Origin of the sequence: Salipiger aestuarii (assembly GCF_003259905.1) — a bacterium.
GTDB classification, from domain to species: domain Bacteria; phylum Pseudomonadota; class Alphaproteobacteria; order Rhodobacterales; family Rhodobacteraceae; genus Salipiger; species Salipiger aestuarii.
The window spans coordinates 58,539-78,586 of record NZ_QLMG01000018.1; the positions used below are offsets into that span (position 1 = coordinate 58,539).

General features: G+C 65.4%; 20 protein-coding genes and 1 pseudogene. 8 read left to right on the top strand and 13 right to left on the bottom strand.

The features are described from left to right. Complete coding sequence (locus tag ATI53_RS11240) at positions 1-1,164, bottom strand: isovaleryl-CoA dehydrogenase (protein ID WP_009503668.1); 1,164 nt, start codon at positions 1,162-1,164, stop codon at positions 1-3. Positions 1,165-1,299: 135 nt separating this feature from the next. On the opposite strand from ATI53_RS11240, the gene ATI53_RS11245 reads away from it, so the two are divergent. Next, entirely contained in the window at positions 1,300-1,770 is a 471-nt protein-coding gene (locus tag ATI53_RS11245) for a pyridoxamine 5'-phosphate oxidase family protein (protein ID WP_009503670.1), read from the top strand. Between the two features lie 25 nt (positions 1,771-1,795). Then, the gene (locus ATI53_RS11250) at positions 1,796-2,248 is read left to right on the top strand and encodes a CreA family protein (protein WP_009503671.1); all 453 of its coding nucleotides are present in this window, start codon (positions 1,796-1,798) and stop codon (positions 2,246-2,248) included. Between the two features lie 80 nt (positions 2,249-2,328). Here ATI53_RS11250 and ATI53_RS11255 read toward each other — a convergent pair whose 3' ends face one another. From ATI53_RS11255 to ATI53_RS11275, 5 genes are all read right to left on the bottom strand, one after another. Further along, positions 2,329-3,501, bottom strand: a complete 1,173-nt coding sequence (locus ATI53_RS11255; RefSeq protein ID WP_009503672.1) for an FAD-dependent monooxygenase — start codon at positions 3,499-3,501, stop codon at positions 2,329-2,331. A gap of 126 nt (positions 3,502-3,627) precedes the next feature. Continuing rightward, a complete protein-coding gene (dksA, locus tag ATI53_RS11260) occupies positions 3,628-4,050 on the bottom strand; it encodes an RNA polymerase-binding protein DksA (protein WP_009503674.1) in 423 nt (140 codons plus the stop codon). 297 nt (positions 4,051-4,347) lie between these two features. Next, positions 4,348-5,475 (bottom strand): aminotransferase class V-fold PLP-dependent enzyme, encoded by a 1,128-nt coding sequence (locus ATI53_RS11265; RefSeq protein WP_009503675.1) that lies wholly within the window; start codon positions 5,473-5,475, stop codon positions 4,348-4,350. A gap of 134 nt (positions 5,476-5,609) precedes the next feature. Beyond that, positions 5,610-6,068, bottom strand: coding sequence for an Lrp/AsnC family transcriptional regulator (locus ATI53_RS11270; RefSeq protein ID WP_009503676.1), 459 nt, complete (start codon positions 6,066-6,068; stop codon positions 5,610-5,612). Positions 6,069-6,075: 7 nt separating this feature from the next. After that, positions 6,076-6,531, bottom strand: coding sequence for an Lrp/AsnC family transcriptional regulator (locus tag ATI53_RS11275; protein ID WP_034451963.1), 456 nt, complete (start codon positions 6,529-6,531; stop codon positions 6,076-6,078). Positions 6,532-6,669: 138 nt separating this feature from the next. On the opposite strand from ATI53_RS11275, the gene ilvC reads away from it, so the two are divergent. Then, positions 6,670-7,692: a ketol-acid reductoisomerase gene (ilvC, locus tag ATI53_RS11280; protein WP_009503679.1), complete on the top strand. Its 1,023-nt coding sequence runs from the start codon at positions 6,670-6,672 to the stop codon at positions 7,690-7,692. Between the two features lie 75 nt (positions 7,693-7,767). Here ilvC and ATI53_RS11285 read toward each other — a convergent pair whose 3' ends face one another. The 4 genes from ATI53_RS11285 to ATI53_RS11300 all read right to left on the bottom strand — a co-directional run bounded on the left by ATI53_RS11285 (position 7,768) and on the right by ATI53_RS11300 (position 12,286). Beyond that, positions 7,768-9,153, bottom strand: a complete 1,386-nt coding sequence (locus ATI53_RS11285) for a GntP family permease (protein ID WP_009503681.1) — start codon at positions 9,151-9,153, stop codon at positions 7,768-7,770. A gap of 94 nt (positions 9,154-9,247) precedes the next feature. After that, positions 9,248-9,973, bottom strand: coding sequence for an LrgB family protein (locus ATI53_RS11290; RefSeq protein WP_009503682.1), 726 nt, complete (start codon positions 9,971-9,973; stop codon positions 9,248-9,250). After that, a complete protein-coding gene (locus tag ATI53_RS11295) occupies positions 9,966-10,313 on the bottom strand; it encodes a CidA/LrgA family protein (RefSeq protein ID WP_009503683.1) in 348 nt (115 codons plus the stop codon). Before ATI53_RS11295 ends, ATI53_RS11290 begins: the two co-directional genes overlap by 8 nt. 233 nt (positions 10,314-10,546) lie before the next feature. Then, positions 10,547-12,286, bottom strand: a complete 1,740-nt coding sequence (locus ATI53_RS11300) for a serine protease (RefSeq protein WP_111550430.1) — start codon at positions 12,284-12,286, stop codon at positions 10,547-10,549. A 210-nt stretch (positions 12,287-12,496) separates the two neighbouring features. On the opposite strand from ATI53_RS11300, the gene ATI53_RS11305 reads away from it, so the two are divergent. Together ATI53_RS11305 and ATI53_RS11310 are read left to right on the top strand one after the other, a co-directional pair. After that, positions 12,497-13,441, top strand: a complete 945-nt coding sequence (locus ATI53_RS11305; protein ID WP_111550431.1) for a glycine--tRNA ligase subunit alpha — start codon at positions 12,497-12,499, stop codon at positions 13,439-13,441. Next, a complete protein-coding gene (locus tag ATI53_RS11310) occupies positions 13,438-13,953 on the top strand; it encodes a DUF6446 family protein (RefSeq protein ID WP_111550432.1) in 516 nt (171 codons plus the stop codon). The genes ATI53_RS11305 and ATI53_RS11310 overlap by 4 nt, the downstream gene beginning before the upstream one ends. A 4-nt stretch (positions 13,954-13,957) precedes the next feature. Here ATI53_RS11310 and ATI53_RS11315 read toward each other — a convergent pair whose 3' ends face one another. Continuing rightward, the gene (locus ATI53_RS11315) at positions 13,958-14,866 is read right to left on the bottom strand and encodes an N-carbamoyl-D-amino-acid hydrolase (RefSeq protein WP_111550433.1); all 909 of its coding nucleotides are present in this window, start codon (positions 14,864-14,866) and stop codon (positions 13,958-13,960) included. After that, positions 14,863-16,101 carry a diaminopropionate ammonia-lyase gene (locus tag ATI53_RS11320; RefSeq protein WP_111550434.1) on the bottom strand — a complete coding sequence of 413 codons (1,239 nt, stop codon included), beginning with the start codon at positions 16,099-16,101 and terminating at the stop codon, positions 14,863-14,865. The genes ATI53_RS11315 and ATI53_RS11320 overlap by 4 nt, the downstream gene beginning before the upstream one ends. A gap of 203 nt (positions 16,102-16,304) precedes the next feature. Between ATI53_RS11320 and ATI53_RS11325 the strand changes: the two genes are divergently transcribed. The 3 genes from ATI53_RS11325 to ATI53_RS11335 all read left to right on the top strand — a co-directional run bounded on the left by ATI53_RS11325 (position 16,305) and on the right by ATI53_RS11335 (position 19,370). Continuing rightward, on the top strand, positions 16,305-17,177 hold the full coding sequence (locus ATI53_RS11325) for a putative selenate ABC transporter substrate-binding protein (RefSeq protein ID WP_170134560.1): 873 nt from the start codon (positions 16,305-16,307) through the stop codon (positions 17,175-17,177). Further along, on the top strand, positions 17,174-17,839 hold the full coding sequence (locus tag ATI53_RS11330) for an ATP-binding cassette domain-containing protein (RefSeq protein ID WP_111550435.1): 666 nt from the start codon (positions 17,174-17,176) through the stop codon (positions 17,837-17,839). The genes ATI53_RS11325 and ATI53_RS11330 overlap by 4 nt, the downstream gene beginning before the upstream one ends. A gap of 64 nt (positions 17,840-17,903) precedes the next feature. Next, positions 17,904-19,370 (top strand): PhnE/PtxC family ABC transporter permease, encoded by a 1,467-nt coding sequence (locus tag ATI53_RS11335; RefSeq protein WP_009503691.1) that lies wholly within the window; start codon positions 17,904-17,906, stop codon positions 19,368-19,370. A gap of 19 nt (positions 19,371-19,389) precedes the next feature. On the opposite strand, the pseudogene ATI53_RS11340 reads toward ATI53_RS11335, so the two are convergent. Next, positions 19,390-20,048, bottom strand: a pseudogene (locus ATI53_RS11340) (IS5 family transposase); the annotation flags it as partial.

A 20,048-nucleotide genomic window follows, 5' to 3' on the forward strand; every position in this document is an offset into this window, starting at 1 on the left:
TCAGCCCATCGAAGACATCAACTCGCGGCCGATCAGCATCCGCCGGATCTCGGACGTGCCCGCACCGATTTCCATCAGCTTGGCATCGCGGAACAGCCGCGCCACCGGCGCATCGGCCAGAAAGCCCGCGCCGCCCATCGCCTGCACCGCCTGATGTGCCTGAACCATTGCCTGTTCGCTGGCATAAAGGCAGCAGGCCGCCGCATCCTGCCGCGTCACATCGCCCCGGTCGCAGGCCTTGGCGACCGCGTAGACATAGGCGCGCGCGGAATTCATCGCGGTGTACATGTCTGCGATCTTGCCCTGCATCAACTGAAAGCTGCCGATGGGTTTGCCGAACTGTTCGCGCTCGGCCAGATAGGGCATCACCTCGTCAAGGCACGCGGCCATGATCCCGGTCCCGATGCCCGCCAGCACCACGCGTTCGTAATCCAGCCCCGACATCAGCACGCGCACCCCGCGCCCCTCTTCGCCCAGGATGTTCTCGAACGGCACCTCGACATCGTCAAAGATCAGCTCGGCGGTGTTCGATCCGCGCATCCCCAGCTTGTCGAAATGCGGGCTGGTGGAAAATCCGGTCATGGATTTTTCGATCAAAAAGGCGGTGATGCCTTTGGATCCCGCATCCGGGTCGGTCTTGGCGTAAACGACCAGCGTGTCCGCATCCGGCCCGTTGGTGATCCAGTATTTGTTGCCGTTCAGTACGAAGCGGTCGTTGTGTTTTTCGGCGCGCAGCTTCATGCCGACCACGTCAGATCCCGCGCCGGTTTCCGACATCGCAAGGGCGCCGACGGCCTGCCCCGACACCAGCCCCGGCAGGTACCTGGTCTTTTGCGCGTCGGTGCCGTTCAGCTTGATCTGATTCACGCAAAGGTTGGAATGCGCCCCATAACTCAGCGAGACGCTGGCCGATGCACGCGCGATTTCCTCGACCGCAACGACATGCGCCAGATAGCCCATGCCCGCGCCGCCGTATTCCTCGGGGACGGTGATCCCAAGCAGCCCCAGATCGCCCATTTCGGTCCAGAGCGCCGCTGGAAACGTGTTCGAGGCGTCGATCTCGGCCGCCATCGGGCGCACGCGATCCTGTGCCCAGCGGTGCACCAGGTCGCGCAGGGCCGACACGTCTTCTCCCAGATCGAAGCTCATCGTTGCGTTGAACATGCCTTGCCCTCCTCCTGACGTTTTATTTGAACGCTTGTTCATATAATGGCGGGCGTGAACCGATCCGTCAAGGAAAAGGAACGCGACGCCCCGCCCCGGCGTTGGGCGGGCAAGACCGGGTAAAAGGAGACTACCATGTCCAACGATCTCAAAAACGCTTTCTGGAACCAACTCAAGGACGTACGCGCGGGGCTTTTGTCGGCCGAAGACGAGCGCCCGGTGCCGATGTCACCGCAGGCGGACGCCGACAACAACGCGATCTGGTTCATCACCGCGCGCGGCTCGGCCGCCGACCGGGGTGCGCAGAGCGGCGGTGAGGCCTTGTTTCATGTCGCCGATTCGAAAGCGCATCTTTACGCCAACGTGTCCGGAAAGCTGACCGCGGTGAACGACAGCGGGAAACTCGACGAGCTGTGGAATGCCTTTGCCGCCGCCTGGTTCGAAGACGGGCGCGACGACTCTGCCGTGCAACTGGTAAAGTTCACCCCGCACGATGCCGAAATCTGGGCGGGTGACGGCGGCGCCAGTTTCATGTACGAGATCGCAAAGGCCAATCTGACGGGTGACACGCCGGACACGGGCGATCACGGTCGCGTTGTCTTTTGATGCCACACGCGAAGGATTCGCCCCGATGACCCCTGCCCGCCTTGCCGCGCTGTTGTGCCTGTTTCCCTTTGTGTCCAGCGCGGAGCAGGTGGGCGATGTGGGTGTGGACTGGACCGGCAACGACGTGATCGTCGAGGCGGTCGCCGATCCGGAGGTCGAAGGCGTGACCTGCCATATCGCCTATTTCGATCGCGGATTGATTGACCGGCTGTCCAAGGGCAACTGGTTCGAGGACCCGTCGAATGCGTCGATCGCCTGTCGCCAGACCGGCCCGATCACGGTGGGTGACATCGACCGCAGCGAGGGGGGCGAGGATGTGTTTCGCACCTCGCGCTCCATCGTGTTCAAAAGCTTGCGCGTAAAGCGGATCTTTGATGAGGCCAATCAGACGCTGATCTATCTGGTGCATGCACGCGAACTGGCGGACGGCTCGGCCAAACTGGCGATTTCGACCGTGCCGTTATACGGGGCGGATTGACGACCAAGGGTGCGCCGCCCCTATCGGCTTATCCGCCCGCCGCAGGGATATTGCACCCACACCGATCTGCGGGCTTGGCGTCAGGCCGTGACGTCGTGCCCGTAGAGCCAGTCGAACTGGCGCAGCATGCGCTGGGGCGCGACGCGCCCCGCAAGGCCAAGCCCAAGATGCGCCGCCCCCCGGATCAGCGGGTTTGTCAGATGATATTTCCAGGCATTTCCGGTGGCTGCGGCAACGATACGCCGGCATCGGTGCTTGCGCAGGTGCTGATACCGGGCAAGCGCCGAGGGCTGGCTTGGGTCGGCATCGAGGCAGGCGGCCAATGTCCATGCATCTTCCAGCGCCATGTTGGCACCCTGCGCAAGGAAGGGAAGAGTGGGATGGGCGGCGTCGCCCAGCAGTGCGATGCCATCCCCATACCATTGCGGCGCGACCGGGTGGCGAAACAGCCCCCAAAGCCCCACGCGATCCACCCGTTTCAGCAGATCGGGGACGAAGCCGCCAAAGCCGGAAAAGGCATTGGCAAGATTGGCGGGGTCATCTTCATGCGCCCAGCCTTCGGGGGTCCAAGCGCTGCGCTCTTCGGCCGCGACGATATTGACCGCGGCGCCGTCCCCAAGCGGATAGCTGACAAGGTGGCGGCCCGGCCCCATATGCACGGTCGCTTCGGGCGGGTGGTCAACGTCGTTCGGCACAATGGCACGCCAGGCGACCTGGCCGGTGAACACTGGGGCCGCCCCGCCCGAGAGCGCGCGCCGCACGACCGAGTGCAGCCCGTCGGCGCCGATCACGAGCGCGGCATCGCCACAATGATCGCCGTTGCACAGCGCCAGTCGCGGGGGCGTACCGGGCTCGGCGGCGGCGACCTTTTGCAACAGGCGGATCTGAACACCGGCGGCCCGTGCGCGCTCGGCCAGAAGATCCACAAGATCGGCGCGGTGGACGAAATGATACTCTTGGTCCGCGGGCAGCGTCGTCAGGTCCAGCCGTAGCACTTCCTGCCCGGCGCGGTAATCCCGCAGGACCACCGCCCTGGCCGGGCACGACCGGCTCGCCAGCGCGCCGCCAAGCCCCAGCGCCTGGATCACACGCCCGCCGTTCGGACTGATCTGAATGCCGGCGCCGACCGCGCGGATGGTCTCGGCCTGTTCCAGGACCTTGACCTCGGCGCCGCGCAGACTCAGGGCAAGGGCCGCGGCCAGTCCGCCAATGCCTCCGCCCACGACGACGATCCGCCTGCCTGTCAACGTCATGCCCGCCTGTCCTTCATCCTGCTGCCCCGCGCTGACGGAACGCGCAACGCCGGAGCGGCTTGCCCCGGCGTTGTGTCTGGTGTGTGCCAGGGCCGCGATGTCTCGTGGGCGCCGGCGCCGGCGCCATCAGTCGTCGCGGTGAACCTTTTCGCGGCGTTCATGGCGCTCTTGCGCTTCAAGGCTCATGGTCGCGATGGGGCGCGCATCAAGCCGTTTGAGAGAGATCGGTTCGCCGGTGACTTCGCAATAACCGTATTCGCCTTCGTCGATGCGGCGCAGGGCGCTGTCGATCTTGGCAACCAGCTTGCGCTGACGGTCGCGGGTGCGCAATTCAAGCGCCCGATCGGTTTCCTCGCTGGCACGGTCGGTGACATCGGGAATGTTTCGGGTGGAATCCTGCAAAGCCTCGATGGTGTCGCGGCTTTCGGCAAGAATGTCATTTTTCCAGGCAAGCAACTTGCGGCGGAAATATTCAAGCTGACGATCGTTCATGAACGGCTCGGTGTCAGCCGGACTGTAATCGTCAGGAAGAAAGGTCTCGGGCTTCATTTCTGCTCCCTCTTGAAAGCCGATCCCATTCATGGTTGATCCCTGAACAAGCGCGGCACCCCTTGCGTGGGTGGAATTAGCCCAAGAGGATAGGGTTGTCACTACACAATCGGTCCGGGTGCGCGCATATTCAGCGACCGTGAAAGGCTGCCCGAATTGCGGGCAGGCATTCCGCAAGTGTTTCTGAATGCTGAATTTTCCAATCCGGCGTCAATCCACAAGTTCCCGACCGGCACGGTTTCGTGCCGGCCCGCCCCGGCCCGTCGCCACAGAAAGGGCCGAAACGGGGTTAATCCGTCAGCCGGGGAAAACCGCGTCCAGCAGCCTGTCCAGCCGCGCCACCGTGCCATCGACATCCGCCAGCTTGTCCAGCCCGAACAGCCCAAGCCGGAAGGTCGAGAACCCCGCCGGTTCGTCGCATTGCAGCGGAACGCCCGCCGCGATCTGCGCGCCATGTTCGGCAAAGGCCTGCCCCGACTTGATCTCGGCGCGGTCGGTGTAGCTGACCACGACGCCCGGTGCCGCGAAACCGTCGGCCGCGACCGACGCAATGCCCCGCGCGGCGAGCATTGCGCGCACCCTGTTGCCAAGCGCCCATTGCGCTGCCTTGGCCACCTCGAACCCCATCGCCCTGGTTTCGGCCATCGCGTCGCGGAACATGCGCAGCCCATCGGTGGGCATGGTGGCATGATAGGCATGGCCGCCCGCCTCATAGGCCGCCATGATGTCGCGCCATTTCTTCAGATCCATCGCGAAACTGTCCGACGTCGTCTCGTCCAGCCGCGCCAGCGCCCGTTCGGACAACATCACCAGACCGGCGCAGGGCGTCGCCGACCACCCCTTTTGCGGGGCCGAGATCAGCACGTCCACACCTGTCGCGCGCATATCGACCCAGACACAGCCCGACGCGATGCAATCCAGCACCATCAGCGCCCCCACCTCATGCGCGGCGGCACACATCCGGGCGATGTAGTCATCAGGCAGGATCACCCCCGCCGAGGTTTCGACATGGGGCGCGAACACGATCTGCGGTTCCTCGCGGCGGATGGCGTCGCAGACCGCGTCGATGGGCGCCGGCGCAAAGGGCGAGGTCGGTGCGTTGGCAACCTGCCGCGCCTTCATCACGGTGACATCGCCACCGAATCCGCCCGCATCGAAAATCTGCGACCAGCGGAACGAGAACCAGCCGTTGCGCACAACCAGCGCCTTTGCCCCCTGGCCGAACTGCCGGGCGACCGCTTCCATGCCAAAGGTGCCGCCACCGGGCACAAGCGCCACCCCATCAGCGCCGTACACCGCGCGCAGCATCTCCGAGATGTCGCGCATCACCCGTTGAAAGCCCGCCGACATGTGGTTGAGCGAGCGGTCGGTGAACACCACTGAAAATTCATCAAGCCCGTTGGGGTCTACGTCGTGCGGCGCCATGGCACTCTCCTTATCGCCTTTGCCCCAATGGCTAGCCCATCCGGCCCGGAATGAAAACGGCCTCGGGGCGCGTGACGGGACGGCGGGCGGGGCGATTGCCGCAAGGCGAGCGGCGTCCCCGTCACGCCGCGCACTCACAACGGGCCAGGACGCCGCTCTTCGCTCAGAACCACATTGGCCTCCACGTTGCCGACCCCCGGCAAGGTCATGATCCGCCGCCGCAGCACCCGTTCGAAATCCGGCAGATCCCGTGCCACCACCCGCAGCCGGTAGTCGAACGCGCCCAGCACATGGTCCACCACCTGCACCTCGGGAATCGCCCGCACCGCGCGTTCGAAATCCTCAAGGCTCACCCGGCCCTTCGTTGCAAGCTTGATGCCCAGAAACACCGTGACACCAAAACCCAGCCGTTCCAGATCCAGATCCAGCCGCGCGCCCCGAAACACCCCCGCAGCACGCAGCCGCTGAATGCGCCGCCAGCACGCCGGCTGCGACAGCCCTAGTGTGCGCCCCAGCGCTCCCGCGCTCGCGGTGGCGTCCCCGGCCAGCGCCCGCACCAGCGCCCGGTCGATGGCGTCCAGGTCAAGGCTCACAGCGTCCTCACAGGGGAACGGTCTCATCGGATTTGACAAGGCTCACATGCATCAGCGCCTCGATATCCGCAATATGCGGCAACACCAGAAGCCGCTCGCGATACAGCGCCTGATAATGCTGCAGATCGCGCGCGATCACCACGAGCCGCACATCCACCGTTCCCAAAAACGTCTGGATCTCGGTCACTTCGGGCACCTTGCGCGCGCCCGCGAGAAATTCATCGAACGCGCGCGGTTCTGTCTTGTCCAGCGTCACGCGCAACATGACTTCGATGGAATAGCCCAGCACGCCCCAGTCGATCACTCCGCGCACGCCGCGCAGCACGCCGCCATCGCGCATCGCACCCAGTCTGCGCGCCAGCGTCGATGCCGTCACCCCTGCACGTTCGGCCAGATCCGCCATCGGCGTTTCCGGGTCCGCCTGATACTGGCGCAGGATGCGTCTGTCCGTGTCGTCAAGCATGGTTTCACCGCAGTTCTGAAAATATGCGCATGATTTTTCATGAAATGCGAAATTATACAAGAAAAACGCAAGCTCCATCACCGGACGCCCCCCTAGAGTGCGCCCCATAACAAAAAACCGTCACGGAAGGACAAAGCCATGCGCGTTTACTATGACCGCGATTGCGACATCAACCTGATCAAGGACAAGAAAGTGGCCATCCTCGGCTACGGCTCTCAGGGCCACGCCCACGCGCTGAACCTGCGCGACAGCGGTGCCAAGAACGTCGCCGTGGCGCTGCGCGAAGGCTCTGCCTCGGCGAAAAAGGCCGAAGGCGAAGGTCTTGCGGTCATGGGCATCGCCGAAGCCGCAGCCTGGTGCGACCTCATCATGTTCACCATGCCCGACGAACTTCAGGCCGAAACCTACAAAAAATACGTCAAGGACAACCTCAAGCCCGGCTCGGCCATCGCCTTTGCCCACGGCCTGAACATCCACTTCGGCCTCATCGAAGCACCCGAAGGCGTCGATGTCATCATGATGGCGCCCAAGGGCCCGGGCCACACCGTGCGCGGCGAATACGTCAAGGGCGGCGGCGTGCCGTGCCTTGTGGCCGTCCATCAGGACGCCTCCGGCAAGGCGCTGGAAATCGGCCTGTCCTATTGCTCGGCCATCGGCGGCGGACGTTCGGGCGTGATCGAGACCAACTTCCGCGAAGAATGCGAAACCGACCTGTTCGGCGAACAGGCGGTTCTGTGCGGCGGTCTGGTCGAACTGATCCGCTGCGGTTTCGAAACCCTGGTCGAAGCCGGTTACGCGCCGGAAATGGCCTATTTCGAATGCCTGCACGAGGTGAAGCTGATCGTCGATCTGATCTACGAAGGCGGCATCGCCAACATGGATTACTCGATCTCGAACACGGCCGAGTTCGGCCAGTACGTCACCGGCCCGCGTATCCTGCCCTATGAGCAGACCAAGAAAGCGATGAAGGAGGTTCTGACCGACATCCAGCAGGGCAAGTTCGTACGCGACTTCATGCTGGAAAACGCCGTGGGCCAGCCGACGCTGAAGGCCTCGCGCCGCGCCAATGACGAACACCTCATCGAAGAAACCGGCGCCAAGCTGCGCGGCATGATGCCGTGGATCTCGGCCGGCAAGATGGTCGACAAAGCCAAGAACTGATCCGGCCCGCGCCGCATCTTCGGCCCGCGCCAATCCGGCGCGGGCCTTTTCCATGGCGCCCTACTCCATGGTGCCCTACAGCCCCAGCGAGCCCAGCACGATCACCGTGATCGTTGCCACCACCGGAATGCACACCGCGACCACAAAGATATCGCCATAGCTTTTCTTGTGGGTCATGCCGGTAATCGCCAGCAGCGTGATGACCGCACCATTGTGCGGCAACGCATCAAACCCCCCCGACGACAGCGCCGTCACCCGGTGCATCAGCCCCATGCTGACGCCCTGTTCCTGCCCCATCTGCGCGAATTGCTCCCCCAGCGCGTTCAGCGCGATCGACATACCGCCCGACGCCGATCCGGTGATCCCGGCAAGCACGTTCACCGCCACCGCCAGCGACGCCACAGGGTTATCGGGAAACATCCCCAGCACCGCATCTCGGATGATGCCGAAGGCGGGAAGCGACGCGATGACCGCTCCGTAACCGACCTCGGATGCGGTGTTGAACACGGGCAGCAGCGATCCCATCGTGCCACTGTTCACTGTCTCCAGCAGGTCCTTGAACCGTGCCCAGTTCAGCGCGATCGCCAACACGATGGACAGGGTCAGGGACACGATGATGGCCCAGATGCCCGCGACCGATGACAGGGTGGTTTCGCCGTATTGCGGCGCGGCCAGGTAATCGGCGGACATCATCGGAATCAGCACATAGGTGAACAAAGCGTTCAGCCCGATCACCGCGATCACCGGCGCGATGGCCAGCGGAAAGCCTGGCAATTTCGTGTCCGCCGAAAGCGTGCTGTCGGCTCCGGTTTCCTCATGCTGGCCATAGCCTTCGCCCCGGCTCTGCGCCGCCGCTCGCCGGCGGTTCAACCAAAACACCCCACCGCCCAGCATGATCACCCCCGCCAACGTGCCCAGAAGCGGGGCGGCAAAGACATTGGTGCCAAAGAACGGAATCGGAATGGCGTTCTGAATCGCCGGGGTGCCCGGAAAGGCGGTCATGGTAAAGGTGAAGGACCCCAGCGCAATCGCGGCCGGCAACAACCGCTTGGGCACATCGGCGCGCCGGAACAGCGCATTGGCGATCGGATAGATCGCAAAGGCCACCACGAACAGCGACACGCCGCCATAGGTCAGCACACCACAGGCCAGCACCACCGCAAGAACCGCCTGGCCGGGGCCGACCCAGTCGACGATCCGCTCGGCGATGGTGCGCGCGGCCCCGCCATCGGCCATCACCTTGCCGAATATCGCTCCCAGCAGGAACAGCGGAAAATAGGTGATGACATACCCGCCAAGGCTTTGCATGAACACTTGGGTGTAGGTTGCCAGCACCGGCAACCCGCCCGACATCAGCACCGCAAAACAGGCCAGAAGCGGTGCAAGGATCAGCACGTTGATCCCCCTGTACGCGAGGTACATCAACAATCCCAGTGACAGGACAATCCCGACAAGTCCCATGGACAATTCTCCTCCCGGTGGTGTTTCAAATCGACCGTAGCGTCGCGCCGCACCGGGACCAGCGCGCTCACGCATCTGTCATCTCCCGGCGGGATCAGAACACCAGGCCCCAGAGCAGCGGCAAAAGTACCGCCGTCGCCAGCGCGTTCAACCCCATCGCAAGGCCCGAAAACGCCCCCGCGGTTTCATTTACCTGAAGCGCGCGCGCCGTGCCGATGCCGTGACTGGCAGTGCCAATGGCAAGGCCGCGCGCGGGCCAGGGGCGCACCCGGCAGGCGTCCAGCACCATGGTGCCGAACATCGCACCGACAATCCCGGTCAAGATCACCAGAACGGCCGTGAGCGATGGCAACCCGCCAAGTTCTTCGGCAATCGCCATCGCGACCGGCGCGGTCACCGATTTCGGCGCGAGACTTGCAAGGATGTCCCGAGGCCCACCGAGCAGCCAGGCTGTGCCCACCGCCGTCGCCGCCGCCGTCAGCGAGCCGCAGATCACGCTGACCGCAATCGCCCCGCCCGACCGTTTCACCACATGCCACTGGCGATAAAGCGGGATCGCGAGGGCAACCGTCGCAGGGCCCAGCAGGAAATGCACGAACTGAGCGCCTTGGAAATAGGTGGCGTAGCTGGTCTCCGTGACGCGCAGCGCCATCACGATGATCACCACCGCCACCATCACAGGGTTCAGCAGCGCCGTGCGCCCGGCTTTCTGAAACAGCCAGACCGCCGCCTGAAAGGCCACAAGCGTCAGCGTCAGGTGAAACAGCGGGCTCGCGCTGAGGTAGACCCAGGTCTGCGACAGGTTCTGCAAGCTATTCATCCCCCGCCTCCGCCCCAAGCTTCGCCATCAGCACGCCGGTCACCGCAATGGTCGCAGCCGTGCTGACCACCACCCCCGCGCCAAGCGGCAGCGCCGCCTCGGCCAGAAGATGGAAATGTAGCATGATGCCCGCACCGGCGGGCACGAACAGCAGCGACATGCTGCCCAGAAGGCCCGCGCCGACCCGCGCCAGATCCTCCGGCACCGCTCCCTTGATCAGCAGGAACAAAAGCAGCAGCACAAGCCCGATCACCGGCCCCGGGACCGGCACCCCAAGCGCGCCGACAAGAAACTCACCAACAAACTGGCAGGAAAAGATGAGTGTGACATAGCTGAGCATGGGCGCGTCCTTGAACCAATCCGGTGGATGATATCGTTAAACCGCCCGAATGCACCTGCCGGCAAGCTTGTATTGCGCGAAGTCGTGCCGGAGCGCCTGCACGCCGGTCCTCGCCCGAAATATCTTCGTCGAAGATATTTCACGGTTGGGCCACGGTCGCGTCAGGCGCCCGGCCCCCGCGGTACGCCCGAAATATCTTCGTCGAAGATATTTCTCGACGGTGCCGCCGGGCGTCAGTCCCAGCAACTGACCTTGACGGTCATCTCCGTTGCCGCCGCCGTCAGGTCTTCGGCGTCCATGGCTCCTGGAACGGTACTGGCCGCCGTGGGCACGCCATTGGCCGCCAGGAACGCCCGAAGCGCCGGTGCATCCGCTGTGAAGAACACGTCGCCGGGCAATTGCGCGCCGCCCTCCGCCCTGGGAAGCAGCATGCCAAGGACGGCACCGCCCATGTCAAGCACCGGGCCGCCGGCATCGCCCGGCCGGGCGTCCAGTGCCAGCCGGTCCAGCGCGTCTTCGCCGCCCAGGCCGCGCATGTCCTCAAGCGTGCCCCAGCTGAGGGTCGGTGCGCTCAGCGCGCCGCCATAGGAATAGCCGGCGACGGCGATCTCGGATTTCAGCCGGGGAACGTCGGCGCGAAACGCGGCCACGCCGCGCGGGGCCAGCGCCGAGGATGGCGTCAGCAGCGCCACGCCAAGCCCGTCATCGATGGCGGCAAGCGTCGCGCCATAGGCGCCGTTCAGCGTGAGTTCTCCGCAAGAGGCGACCGCCGCCGCAGCCGTGACCACCGCGCCGCCCGGCGTGACGAAAAAGCCCGAGACGGTCTGACGCGGCCGGCGGATTTGCAGCCCTGACACCAGATCGACCGCCTGCCCGCCCGCCGTGACCGCTGCGGGGTCGAGCACGGCATCGGTGATACGAAACGACGCCTTCATCAGGGCCAGCACGCGGGCGCGGCGGTCGTCGTCACCGGCGGGCCAGACCAGCGTCCAGCCCTTGATCTGGCCATCGCGCAGCATGACTTCGGTGTGGCTGGCGATGCGGTCGTTGGTCCCGGACAGCGTGAACCCGTCGCGGCTGCGTTCGCGCGCGCCCTCGCGCGGCACGATTTCAAGCGTCTGCATGATTTCGTACAGTCCGCCCAGGGTTGTCCGATCGCCCGGTTGACTGATCAGCAGGACCCGCGCGGCCAGATCGCCGGTGGGCTCATAGATCGCAAAGGGGGCCTCGTAGCGATCAAACCCCACGGCGCCCGTGGGCATGTCGATGGTGATCCCGGCGCGGGTGTCGCGGACCTCGGCCATGTCCATCCCGTCCAGAACCGCGTTGTATTGTCCCAACAGGTCCGCCCGCTGCGCCGTGGTCAGCACGCCGGTGACGTCATAGCCCTGCATTGCCTGCCAGTCGGCCATGGCGCGCCGGGTGCCCGGCCCGAAGGCGCCGTCGATCCCGGCGCGGTAGACCCCGGCCCATTGCAGGGCGACCTGCAGCAGTTCACGCTCGCTCCGCATCAGCGACGCCTCGGCGGTGCGTGCCTCACGCGGGGTTTCTCGGGTCGCGGGCAAGCCCGCATCGGGAGCCGCGATCTGCGGGGCGGCGGAGACGGACGGGGCGGCGGGGGCGGCCTGCACATCCGGCGTGCCAAGCACGCCACCCACCGGAAAGAACCGATCCCGATATTCGGCGCTTGCGGCAAGGTAGCTGTCGCGCGGGATCTGCCCGGTGATGCGCAGCTGGCGCAGGCGCGCGGCGGCCTCATCCGGCGAAAACGGCCCCAGCGCAATGCCATACCAGCCACCGCCCAGGGTAAAGCCATTCACGCCGTTCAGCGTCGCCGCATAGCCGCGCACCGACTCTTCGGCCTGGCGCAGACTTGGCTGGGCTTCGATCTGGATATAAACCCTGTCTTGCGCGCGCGCACCCTCCGCGATCAGCAGGGCCGCCGCGCTTACCATCAGAAAGGTCCGAAACATACCTGTAATTGCCCCTCAGGCCGAATATCGTGTCCGCGTATCGGGGCGTTTTACCAGACCCCGCCCTGTCGTCACCTGCAAATCTGCGCGAGCGGGCCAAGGTGTTGCCCCTCCGCACTGCCCGCCGCGCACCCTGCCGCATTGACCCTTGGCGCCGGGGCGCATAATGCAGGAAGCCACGAACACGGCGTCAGACAACGGGGCGAGCACATGACCGACACCCAGGCAAAACCGCGCAGCTTTCAGGAAATCATCCTGCGGCTTCAAAGCTACTGGGCCGCCAGGGGCTGCGCCGTGCTGCAACCCTATGACATGGAGGTCGGTGCGGGCACCTTTCACCCCGCCACCACGCTGCGCTCGCTGGGCAGCACGCCGTGGGCGGCGGCCTATGTGCAACCCTCGCGCCGCCCGACCGATGGGCGGTACGGCGAAAACCCCAACCGCTTGCAGCATTACTACCAGTTTCAGGTGCTGATAAAACCCTCGCCCCCCGACCTTCAGGATCTGTACCTTGGCTCGCTCAGGGCCATCGGCATCGACATGGCGCTGCACGATGTGCGCTTTGTCGAGGATGACTGGGAAAGCCCGACCCTTGGCGCCTGGGGGCTGGGCTGGGAGGTCTGGTGCGACGGCATGGAAGTGTCGCAGTTCACCTATTTCCAGCAGGTCGGCGGGCATGACTGCGCGCCTGTGTCCGGCGAGCTGACCTATGGCCTGGAACGATTGGCGATGTATGTGCTGGGCATCGACCACGTCATGGACATGCCGTTCAACGACCCGCAATCGCCCATCGCGCTGACCTATGGCGACATCTTTCGCCAGACCGAAGAGGAATATTCGCGCTGGAATTTCGACGTGGCCGACACCGACACGCTGTTGCAGCATTTCAAGGATGCCGAGGCGGAATGCCAGCGCATTCTGGACACTCCCGCCGGTGATCACAAGACCGGCAAGCGCATCGTCATGGCCAACCCCGCCTATGACCAATGCATCAAGGCAAGCCATCTGTTCAACCTGCTGGACGCGCGCGGCGTGATCTCGGTCACCGAACGTCAGGCCTATATCGGGCGGGTGCGCACCCTGGCCAGGGCCTGCGCCGATGCCTTCGTGACGACCGGCGCGGGCGGGTACACCGCCGAAGCCGTCAGCGCATGAGCGGCAAGCTTCTTGGCATCTTCATCATCGTCACCGCGCTGATATTCGGCGCGGCGGTGTATTATTTCCAGGTCTTCCACTATTATGAAACCGTGGTCGACGACGCGGGTGAGGTGTTCCTGACCCCGCTTGACGGCACCGAGCCCCGGCACATCCCCTATGCCGATTTCGAGGGCATCGACGCCACCTCGTCGCCCATCCGGTACAGGGGCTGTTTCACCACGCCCGAAACCGTGCAATCGCTGGACGCGCGCTTTGAACGCTACGAGGGCGCCGAACCGCGCAACGCCCCGTTCTGGTTCGGCTGTTTTGATTCCGAGGCCATCGGCCTGCTGATCGAAACCGGCGAGGCGCATGTTTATGCCGCGCGGCGCAACGTGGAATACGGCATCGACCGCGTGGTCGCCGTGGCCAATGACGGGCGCGGCTGGATCTGGGAAGAAATCAACGAATGCGGCGACAAGGCCTATGACGGCACGCCGCTGGGTGAGGATTGCCCGCCCCGCGACTGACGGCTCACCGTTTTGGCGCGGTAATCAGCCCGTAGGTCTGCGGTTCGCGGTGCTGCGCGAAATCAAAGATGTTGGCGCGGATCTCGGCGCAGCGGTCAAGGTCGATTTGCGCGGTGATGACCTCATCCCCGACACCTTGCGCCTGCGCCACGATCTCGCCGGTGGGAGCGACGATCAGCGAGCCTCCGATCAGCTCGCAGCCTTCTTCCAGCCCCGCCTTGGCGACAGACACCGCCCACAGACCATTGGCATAGCATCCTGCCTGCACACTGAGCGCGTTGTGGAAATATTGCAGGTGGTCGTGTTCCGGCGCGGGCGGGTAATGCAGCGGCGTATTATAACCCAGCACCACCAGTTCCGCGCCCCCGAGGCCCAGCATCCGCCAGGTTTCGGGCCAGCGGCGGTCGTTGCAGATGCACATGCCCAGGCGGGCGCCAAGCGCGTCAAACACCGGAAAGCCCAGATCGCCGGTTTCGAAATACCGTTTTTCGAGGTGCTGAAAGGGCCGCCAGTCTTCCTGCTCAAAGTGTCCCGGCAGGTGGATCTTGCGGTATTTCCCGGCGATCTGGCCATCCGGGCCGACAAGGATCGCGGTGTTGAAATGCCGCCCCTCGGGGGTGCGTTCGGCGTAGCCCAGGTGAAAGCCCACGCCCAGATCACGCGCCAGCGCAAACAGCGGCGCGGTATCGGCATCGGGCATATCGGTTTCGAAATACGCCTCCAGCGCGTCCCCCTTGAGCAGCCAGCGCGGAAAGAACGTGGTCAGCGCAAGTTCGGGAAACACCACCAGCGTGGCCCCGCGCCGGTGCGCCGCGCGCATCATGGCACACATCCGCGCCACAGCGGAACGGCGCGGTTCATCGCGCGCGATGGAGCCAAGCTGTGCGCCCGCGACGATGATCTTGCGGCTCATGCTGTGCCCGCCCGGACCGCATCGCCGGTTGCCCCGACCAATTTGTGATACAGCGCCGCGTCGGTGTCGCCCTCGGTGCCGAACACCATCACGCGCGATGTGCCGTCCAGACCAAGGCTGGCCTTGGCGTCGTCGTCTCCCATGGCGGCGATCAGACCGGCAAGCCCGGCGACGGCGCTTTCGCCCGCCACGATGGGCGGGTCGCTTTCGGGCCGCGCCAGCAGGCGCATCGCCGACACCGCCGCCGCATCGCACAGCGCCATCACCGCATCGCCGTGGGTGCGCAGGATGTCCCAGGCCAGCGCCGACACCTCGCCGCAGGCCAGACCCGCCATCAGCGTGTCCAGATCCCCGCCCACGGCTGTCGGTTTGCCCGCGCGGATGGTTTCCACCCAGCAGGCGGATCGATCCGGATCGCACAGGATGATGACCGGGCGTGCGGCCCCCCAGCGGCGCACCGCCTGCGCCGCCACCGCGGCCGCCATGCCCCCTACGCCGGTTTGCAAAAAGACATGCGTCGGGACCGTGTCCATCGCATCGAACGCTTCGGCGGCCATCACCTCATAGCCCTGCATGACGTCGCGCGGGATGTCCATATAGCCCGCATACGAGGTGTCCGAGACCACGAACCAGCCGTTTTCGCCGGCCTGTTGCTGCGCCGCGCGCACGCTGTCGTCATAGTTGCCCGCGCAGCGTATCACCGTCGCGCCATAAGATTCGATGGCGGACTTGCGCGCCTGCGACACGCTGGCATGGATGAAGATATTGCATTTGCAGCCGAAATTCCGCGCGCCCCAGGCGACGGAGCGACCGTGGTTGCCATCGGTGGCGCAGCAGACGCTGATCCTTGCCGCTTCGTCGGGATGGGCACGCGATGCCACTTCGTCCATGGTCACGTCACGCCCCAGCGCCTTGCCGATCTCGGCGGCAAGCAGACGCGCCACCGCATAGGCTCCGCCAAGCGCCTTGAACGAGCCAAGGCCGAAACGCCCGCCTTCATCCTTGTAACGCAGGTCGGCCACGCCCAGCGATGCGGCCAGCGCGGGCAGGTTTACCAGCGGCGTCGGCGCATGGCCCGGCCAGCCCGCGATGGTGTGACGCGCCAGATCCAGGCCCTTGTCCGACAGGATCGCGTTCTGCGCCTCTGTCCAGGCGGCCCCGCGATCCGCGAGAGGGTTCATGACAAGGGTGAAGGCGGCGTCGGTCCCCGCGCCACGGGTGATGTCTGTGCTCATGGCCCCATGATGAACCGTCATCCGCGCCCGGCGTCAAGCGGATGCGCGCCTGGCGCGGGGTGTGCCTGGATGAACCGCCCGATGCCTTGACACAAGCCGCGAAACCGCTTTCACCAAGGGCCATTCCCCGGCGCCCCATCGGCGCCCTTATTGCCGGAGCGGACGCACGCCACTCCGCAACACATGCTGAAAGGACGCGCCCCATGCCGTTGTCGATTGCCCCTGCGCTCAAACCTGGCCTTGCCTTTGCCCTGGCTCTGATGGCCGGAACCGCCTCTGCCGACACGCTGTATTTCTCGGCCATCCCGGACGAGGATGAAACCCGTCTGATCGAACGGTTTTCCGCAGTGGCCGATTATCTTGAGGGCGAACTGGGCGTCGATGTGCAATTTGTGCCCGTCAAAAGCTATGGCGCCTCGGTCACCGCGTTTCGCAACGACCAGATCCAGCTGGCGTGGTTCGGCGGCCTTACCGGTGTGCAGGCCCGCCTGATGGTGCCCGATGCGCGCGCCATCGCCCAAGGCAAGGAAGATCCGATCTTTGTCAGCTACTTCATCGCCAATACCGACACCGGGCTGGAGCCGTCCGACAGCTTTCCCGAGGACGCCAGGGGCATGTCGTTCACCTTTGGCGCCAAAACCTCCACTTCGGGGCGCTTGATGCCCGAATACTGGATCCGTCGCGAAACCGGCGAGGCGCCCGAGACGTTTTTCGACAAGGTCGGATTTTCGGGCGACCACAGTCAGACGTTGCGGCTGGTGGCGTCCGGCGCGTGGGACATCGGCGCGCTGAACTTTGCCGTTTACGACAAGGCCGTCGCCGAGGGCGCGGCGGAAACCGACACCGCCAGGGTGATCTGGCAGACACCGCCCTATCCCGATTACAACTGGACCATTCGCGGCGACGTCGATGCGCGCTTTGGGGAAGGTTTCGCCGACAAGGTGCAGGCCGCCCTGATCGCCATGGACGATCCCGACCTGCTTGCCGCCTTCCCGCGCGAAGCCTTCATTCCCGCGCAAAATGCCGATTTCCAGCCCATCGAGGACACCGCAAAGGAGCTGGGTCTGATCGAATGACCCCGCTGCTCGCCCTGGAGCGCGAAAGCCTTGGCTACGGCGGCCGCACGGTCCTGTCCGAGGTCAGCCTGACGCTGGCCATCGGCGAACGGGTCGTGTTGCTTGGCCGGTCGGGGGCGGGCAAATCGACGCTGCTGGAAGTTGCGCATGACCGGATGGCACCACACACCCGCGTGGCGCTGGTGCCGCAGGATCAGGCGCTGGTGCCGCAGCTGTCAGTGCTGCGCAATGTGATGATGGGCCGGCTGGACGATCACGGCGCCTGGCGCAATCTGCGTGCCCTGATCCGTCCTCCCGCCGCCGATCGCGCGGGCGTTCGCGCCGTGCTGGACGCGGTCGGCCTTGCGCCCGAGATCGACCGCCCCGTCGGCCAGCTGTCGGGCGGGCAGAAACAGCGCGTGGCGCTGGCCCGCGCGTTCTGGCGCGGCGGCGCGGTGCTGATCGGCGACGAACCCGTTTCAGCGGTGGACGAACGCCAGTCGGGCGCCCTGCTGGAGGACATGCGCGCGCGCTTCGACACTGCGCTTCTAGCGCTGCACGACGTCGCGATGGCGCGCGGATTTGCCACGCGACTGGTGGGGATCGGACGCGGCGCCATCCTGTTCGATGCCCCCCCGGCGGAGGTCAGCGATGCCGATATTGCCGCGCTTTACACCCGCTAGGCGGGTTCCGGGCACGACCGGACAGCGCACGCCGGGGGGCGCGACGGCATTAAGCCGACCCCGCGTGGTCACGCTGTTCGCCGCGCTTGCGCTGCTGGCGCTGCCCTTTGCGGACCTGTCGCTGGGCGGGCACGACCCCTGGGCGGCGCTGGCGCGCATGGGCCAGGGCTTCCTGCGCCCGGATTTCGGCGCGGTCGAACGCATCGGTCGGGCGGTCTGGCTCACGGTGGCCTTTGCCTGCTGCGGCGTGGCGCTGGGGGCGGGCACGGGGCTGGTGCTGGCGCCGTTCTATCACGCCCGCCCGGTGCGCTGGCTGTGCATTGCGCTGCGCTCGGTGCACGAATTGTTCTGGGCCCTGATGCTGATGCAGGTGATGGGGATTTCGCCCCTGACGGGGGCGCTGGCCATCGCCCTGCCCTACATGGGCATTTTCGCCAAGGTGTTTTCCGAACAGCTCGAAGAGGCCGACCAGCGCCCGACCGAAGTGCTGCCCCGCACCGATCCGCTGTCGCGTTTCCTGTGGGCGCGCGCGCCGCTGGCGCTGGCGGCCATGAAACACTACACGTTGTACCGGCTTGAATGCGGGCTGCGGGCCAGCGCGGTGCTGGGCTTTGTCGGGCTGCCGACGCTTGGTTTTCAGCTCGACAGCTTCTTTCGCATGGGCGATTACGGTGCCGCCTCGGCGATCATGATCTGCTATGTGGCGCTGATCGCGTCGATCCGGCTGTGGATGCGCCCCGTGCTGGCGTTGCCCTGGCTGCTGGCCTCGGTCGTCACGCTGGCGCTGATCGCCTCGCCGCCCATGGGCGCGGGCGCGCTGATGCGGTTCCTGACGCAAGACATCGTACCCGGCCCGCTCCGGGATGGCTGGGACGGTGCAGCGCTGCTGGCGTGGCTTGGGGACATCGTCACCCATCAGGCGCTGCCGGGTCTGTTCGCCACGCTGATCGTGGCGCAGATCGCGCTGATCCTGACCGGGGCGCTGGCCTTTGCGGGGTTCGGGCTGATCGTGCCGCGCGTCACCTCGCGCGCGGGGCGTATGGCGGGGCACCTGGGGCTGGTGGTGCTGCGCAGCTTTCCCGAATACATGCTGGCCTATCTGTTCTTGCAGATCCTTGGCCCCTCGATGCTGCCGGCGGTGCTTGCGCTGGCGCTGCACAACGGCGCGATCATTGCCCATCTGATGGGCCGCGAGGGCGAAACGCTGGTGCCCCGGCTGCGCCGGGACGCGCCCACAGGCCTGACGCTGTGGGGGTGGGAACTGGCGCCGCGTCTGTTCGGCCCGTTCCTGGCGCTGTGCCTTTACCGCTGGGAAATCATCCTGCGCGAAACGGCGGTGATGGGTTTGCTGGGCATCGCGACCTTGGGCTTTTACGTCGACAGCGCGCTGGCCGAGCTGCGCCTGGACCGGGCGCTGGTGCTACTGATCGCGACCGGTCTGATGACGGCGGGCATCGACGCCCTGTCCCGCTGGCTGCGGCGCGGCACCGGGGCGGGCCTGCGCGGCAGCATCCGCGACGATTGCTGCTAGGGTCCAGACACATTGAGTTTCACAGCCAGAACAGAACGGTTGCGGCGAGCATGATCGCTGAGAAGAACGTCTGCGGGCATCGATCGCAACGGGTCGCGCCGCGCCGCCAGTTCTTGATGCGCCCGAACATGATCTCGATGCGGTTACGTCGCTTGTAGCGCCGCTTGTCGTATTTGACTGCCCTGTTGCGAGACTTCCGGCCGGGGGTGCAGACCTTTATCCCCTTGTCTTTCAAAGCTTCTCTGAACCAATCGACGTCATAGCCCCGATCGGCGAGCAGCCACCCCGCCGTCGGCAAGCTGCCCATCAGCGCCGCCGCGCCGGTGTCGTCGCTGACCTGCCGGCCGACAGGTAGAACCCGATCGGCCGCCCTTTGGCGTCGGCGACGGCGTGCAGCTTGGTGTTCGTGCCGCCTTTTGTCTGCCCGATCTGGCGTCCGCGCCGCCTTTTTTCGCCCCAAGGCTCGATGCCGTGCGGTGCGCCTTCAGATACGTCGCGTCGATCCAGCGCTTCCAACGGTTGTAGAGGGTCTTCGCCGGGCCATATTCCCTTGGCGCGTCGCACCAGTGCAACCCATTGCGATTGATGAAGATCATGCCGCTCTGGACGCGCCGGTCATCGACGCGGGGCTTGCCATGGCTCTTCGGAAAGAACGGTTCGAGACGCTCCATCTGTGCG